Annotated in this window: 5 protein-coding genes; 4 read left to right on the forward strand and 1 reads right to left on the reverse strand. The window is 47.5% G+C overall.

Translation table 11 applies throughout. The features are described 5' to 3' along the window. Nucleotides 1-314 precede the first annotated feature (314 nt). The 4 genes from AB1S50_RS18710 to AB1S50_RS18725 all read left to right on the forward strand — a co-directional run bounded on the left by AB1S50_RS18710 (nt 315) and on the right by AB1S50_RS18725 (nt 4,869). Nucleotides 315-1,184 carry an SPFH domain-containing protein gene (locus AB1S50_RS18710; protein WP_367152730.1) on the forward strand — a complete coding sequence of 290 codons (870 nt, stop codon included), beginning with the start codon at nt 315-317 and terminating at the stop codon, nt 1,182-1,184. Between the two features lie 3 nt (nt 1,185-1,187). Continuing rightward, complete coding sequence (locus AB1S50_RS18715; protein WP_367152731.1) at nt 1,188-1,394, forward strand: Arc family DNA-binding protein; 207 nt, start codon at nt 1,188-1,190, stop codon at nt 1,392-1,394. Between the two features lie 328 nt (nt 1,395-1,722). Then, complete coding sequence (locus AB1S50_RS18720) at nt 1,723-1,842, forward strand: transposase (RefSeq protein ID WP_367152734.1); 120 nt, start codon at nt 1,723-1,725, stop codon at nt 1,840-1,842. Between the two features lie 2,307 nt (nt 1,843-4,149). Beyond that, nucleotides 4,150-4,869 (forward strand): CPBP family intramembrane glutamic endopeptidase, encoded by a 720-nt coding sequence (locus AB1S50_RS18725; protein WP_367152732.1) that lies wholly within the window; start codon nt 4,150-4,152, stop codon nt 4,867-4,869. Between the two features lie 476 nt (nt 4,870-5,345). On the opposite strand, the gene AB1S50_RS18730 is transcribed toward AB1S50_RS18725, so the two are convergent. Then, nucleotides 5,346-5,471 (reverse strand): transposase domain-containing protein (locus AB1S50_RS18730; protein WP_367152251.1); only part of this gene is annotated, 126 nt, incomplete at its 5' end.

Here is a 5,471-nt window from a genome sequence, read left to right on the forward strand (position 1 = left end):
CCCTGCTGAAGCGAGGTGCTGCGAATCCAGCTTTCCAGGGTCGCTGCATCATGAGCGGTAATTGTAAAAACGTCCGGAGTATCCATGGGGCAAGTATACATGAAATCAAATCACGTAACCTTATTTTCCGCATAGCCCACTAGGGCAGCATTGTCCGTCATCCGCGGGCGAATAGCTGGGTTTCAAGCCTCAATATACCGCCACATACCGGGGGGTCTCGCGCATACGAAAGGATATGTTGTGGTAAAGGTTGACTAAAACTTTCGAGTGATATTATTATGATATCATAAGAATGTCAAATTATAGGATTTCCAATGATCACAGAGAAAAAAGCGTTTACGGTCAACGGTTACGGCATGGTCGCGGTTTTGTTGTTGTTGCAGCTGGTTTCTGCGGGCATGGTGGTGAGGGGGGTGGTGATGGTAGATTCCGCCGCCATTGCGGGCTGGATCCTTGCATCTTTGGTTGTCGCCTTCTGCTGGCACGGGTTGTTTCTGGTGGCTCCCAACCAGGGCAAGGTGCTGCAACTGTTCGGTAAGTATGTGGGCACCGAGCATGTTACCGGGCTGCGTTGGACTAACCCTTTGATTTTTACGCGCATACCCATCTCGTTGCGGGTGAGAAACTTTGAAAGTGGCAAACTCAAGGTCAACGACGCCAACGGAAACCCCATCGAAATTGCGGCGGTGGTGGTGTGGAAGGTAGTGGACTCCGCCGAGGCTTACTTTGAGGTAGACGATTACGAGAGCTTCGTTACCATCCAGAGCGAGGCAGCGCTACGCAACGTGGCCAACGAATACCCCTACGACAATCATAGTGATGAGGTTCTGTCCCTGCGCGGCGACCCAGCCGGTATCGCCGGAAAAATCCGAGAGCAGGTGCAGGAGCGCCTGGGCAAGGCGGGCATAGAGGTGATAGAAACGCGCATCAGTCACCTCGCCTATGCGCCGGAAATCGCCCAGGCCATGTTGCGTAAACAGCAGGCTAGTGCTGTGCTGGCGGCTCGCCGGTTGATCGTGCGCGGCGCGGTGGAAATGGTGACCGATGCGATCAAGTCCCTAGCAGAATCCCAGGAGCTTGAACTGGACGAAGAGCGCAAGGCCAATATGGTCAGTAACCTGCTGGTCGTCATTTGCGGCGAGCAGCAGGCGCAGCCTGTTATCAACAGTGGCAGTCTCTATTAAGCCATGGCGAAGAAAAAAGCCTTTCCACTGAGAATCAACGAGCAGGTGTTGGCGGCCATGCAGCGTTGGGCTGACGATGATTTGCGCAGCGTGAACGCTCAGATAGAGTATGTGCTGCGCGATGCACTGGTGAAATCCGGTCGTGTCAAACTGGTGCAGAAGGTGGTGACAGAGATTGAGGAAAAGGATGGAGATTCCGTAGACAACTAGCAGGCTGTTGATTTTGTCGCCCGGGAACATTGGGCTAGATACAATACGAAAAATATAACCCATAGAGGATTTCAGTTCAGTGCGCCGTATGGAGGTTTTTCAGGAGTCTCTTTTAACAACAGTGCAGTTGGAATCGTCTGTTCCAGCAGATCACCCACTGAGGCCGATCAAAGCGCCCCTGGATGAGGTGATGAAGAACTTCAATTGGCTCTTCAGAAGCATATGTTGTGAAACCGGGAGGGAGTTCATCACGCCAGAACGTCTTATCAGGGCGTAGTTACTCCAGGCGCTTTACACTATTCGCAGTGAACGGCAGCTGCTTGAACAAATTAACTACAACCTCCTGTATCGGCGGTTTGTCGGCTCAACGATTTGTGACAACGTCTGGAATCACTCCACATTCAGCATTAATCGGAATCTGCTGCTGGAAAACGATGTGATTATGTAGCTGTTCGAAGAGGTGGTTGAGCTGGCTGGCAAACGCAAGTTTCTTTCCGGCGAGCACTTCAGCGTAGACGGCACCCTGATTCAAGCTTAGGCTTCGCAAAAGAGCTATCGCCGTAAAAATGACAGCAGCGACCCTCCTGCGCGTGGTGGTCGCAACAGCGAAGCGAACTTTCACGGTGAAAAGCGCAGTGACGTCACCCACGAGTCGAAGGTGGACGGTGATGCGCGGATGGTAAAGAAAGGCCCTGGTAAAGAATCAGGCTGTCGTGCATGGGTCATACTGTGATGGAAAACCGGAACGGCCTGATTGTGAAGGCCGTGGCCAGTCTCGCTACTGGCAAAGCTGAGCGGGAAACAGCTGCTGGGGAGGGTTCACACTAAATCCTGTATAATCACTGTACGAAAATTACAGCGTGATAACGTGAAAATATCTAACCTATAGGTGCTGAATACCAATCTCAACATGCCTATCTTAATTCCACGGCTGTAAATACTGATCCAGGCGAAACTGGGCATTAAAAAACGGCCCTCAATCTACCAGTAAATCACGAGTTGGCTGGATCATTAACTTCATATGGTTGCAGTCGGAAACAACCGTACCGCAGCATTTTCTCTGTCTCCAGGGCAGGTTAGGGACGCGCCGGAGGATTGAAAGCTACTGAAAAGCGTTAAGAACTGCGGTTTAGGTAATGCCAAAGTGATCGTGGGTAAGGCCTACGAGAGTAATGGAACTCGGCAGTTGGTATTTGACTTTGGCATAGAACCTGTCGTGTCACCGAAAAGTAATCAATTGAGTACTTGGGAACATGACAGGGAGATGTACAAAAAGCGGAATGAAGTGGAGAGACTGTTTCGGCGTTCGAAAGGCTTCAGAATAACTTTCTCTCGCTTTGATAAGCTGGATGTTATCTTCATCTTCTTCATTCACTTTGAGTCAACTATCGATACTTAAATCGCTATGAACAAGCCCTAGCGTGAATTATAATCCGCGTGACCGATTTTGGGCGAAGCAGCGAGAGATGCACGTGAGTTCAATGGTCAGTGTCGAAGAGATTTGAGACACAGTTCCGACTTGCGCGTATGAGGCTACGTTCATGAGGGCGAAACTTGCTCCGTTCCGCCGTTCGTCCCCGGGAAGGTCTTTGATGGCAAGGTCAAATGAATCAAGTATTTGTTGGAGAGTCTTTAAGTTTACGTCTGTCTGCAATGCATCGCTAAGCTGGGCCAGAAGGGTGGCGTAACCACGGTAAAACTCACTCGGACATGTGGGGTCGTAGCGCTGTGCCCACAGTGATGGGTCGGTGACTCCTTGTTTGGCGAGATGTGCCAGGGTGTCGTCGTTCAACCACGCGTGCAGTATGTTTGCGCTCATCGGATCGCATTGGCTTCGTGCACTGCGCCGATCTCCTGGGGCACGCTTGTCATAACTGTGAGAAACGGCTTTGTGGTGTGGTCGTCGTAGCGGTGGCCACATTCCTCGCATATGTCACCCTGTCCTCTAAATGCTTGACAGGAGCAGAGACGACACTGCCCGAGGCCACATCGAACCGGATATTCCTGCTTAGGGCCAGTAACAGATATGAGCCGCATGGCCGAACCTCCTTGATCAGCTAAGATGTACACCGGGATAACAGGCCAAGTCTAATGTTAAATTCTTTGGTGCGATCATAATTCGAGAATGAAACCAGCGGTCGTGACTAGTAAGCATCCGGTGCAGTAATTTGTCAGAAAACTCACTCTTATCATTTTATCAAAGACGATCGCACCTGCAAGCCTAAAGCCTACTTAATTCAAAGAAGTAGCTAGCGCTTAAGAGAAAAGTGAGCTTAGCAAGTTCAGACAGCTTGCAGGCGGTTTTTTCCACGTTTATTTCGCTTTTTTCTACTACGAGGTTACCTGGCGGGCTGTTGATTTTGTCGCGCGGGAGTATTGCGCCAGATACAATACGGGAAACTATAACCCATAGAGGATTTCAGTTCAGTGCGCCGAATGGAGGTTTTTCAGGAGTCTCTTTTAACAACAGTGCAGTTGGAATCGTCTGTTCCAGCAGATCACCCACTGAGGCCGATCAAAGCGCTCCTGGATGAGGTGATGAAGAACCTAAATTGGCTCTTCAGAAGCATATATTGTGAAACCAACAGGGAGTCCATTCCGCCAGAATCCCAATAGGGAATTAATAAAGGAGAGCACAATGATGTTTTCTGATTCAATGTTGACTCTCAAGATCTATTGACGCAGAATAATTTCTCTTGTTCAAGATTAGTCTTTGATATTTAAAAGTAAAGGTTTAAAAATCTAAAGTCACACAATGATCAATGCTATAAATAAATTATTTAGGTTGAATCATTCTTCGACCATTCCATCAAACGTGACATTCTTTATCGATCTGGCCGGTTATCTAGCTGTTATCTTTTTGATTCGGGAAGTCTATTTTTCTGAGTTTAATTTTATTGCTAATGGGCTATTTTGGTCATTCACGACGCTAGTATTCGCGTCTTGGCGCATGAGAGTTCGGCAAATAAGCTGGAAGGATTTAGGATTATGCATGCCTGACGACTTAATGAAAGCACTTATAGCAACTGTTGCCACACTAGCCTTGACTATCTTGCTGATTATCTTATTTGAGATATTTAAAGATGTAATTGAAACTCCACTATCGGTTGATAAATCTGACGAGCAAGCTGCTTCCAAGTTTGGAGAGTTAAAGGATAACTGGTGGCTTTTTCTATCTTTGATTCCTTTTATTTGGCTCCAGTCTTGTTTGGAAGAAATGCTTGACAGGGGATTTTTGTTAACCTGGATTGAGAAAACACTATCCAGTACCATTTTCGCAATGGTGATAGCTGTTGTATTACAAGCGCTGATTTTTGGTTTTCGACACTCTTATGATATTTCAGAAAGGTCAATAACCGTAGCGCTTATTGGACTTGCTATGGGAATTTGTTACGTTGCGTTTGGACGCAATTTGTGGCCATTAATAATCGCTCACTGCGTTTTGAATACTATATCGATGATTGAAAGGGTTTAGCTCGAATAGGTTTTACTAACTAAAGAAAAAATTCCAAGAGACTTTTCAAAATAGTCGTTATCCATCGCTAGTTCATAATCCATAACGTTTCAAGTGTCTACAGAAAAACCATGGAAAGTAATAGGTACTTTATACCTCCAAAACACAAAAGGACCAATAAACTACCATATGCGGGCCAAAATGTAAGGTGGTGTTGGGGGGGGCGAGCTAGAAACCCGCCTTTACCCGATTGGGGTAACTTACGGTCACTGTACTTCTATAGAAGCACATAATTCATCCATGTTTTTAGATTGCATATTGTCCTGAAGAAAAGGGTTCTGAGTGGCAATCTTTTCTCTCGCTACATCGTCTTTAGCTGAGATCACTTGTTGTATCCAGTCTCTATAAGATGAAACCCTGGTGTATACTTCAGTGACCCCATATTCGCCAACATCATAAAACCATGAGTCGGTACGTGAACTGTAAGCGTCCGGGCATCACACCTTGTCAGCAGGAACCCAGTTATGGGGCAGCAGCTCGCCGATAGCACTGGCGCGATGCATCGGTAATCGCTGCATCACATCTTTCAGATACGCAAAGGGATCATGACCATTCAGCTTGGC

It is taken from the genome of Microbulbifer discodermiae (assembly GCF_040742695.1).
Taxonomy (GTDB): Bacteria; Pseudomonadota; Gammaproteobacteria; order Pseudomonadales; family Cellvibrionaceae; genus Microbulbifer.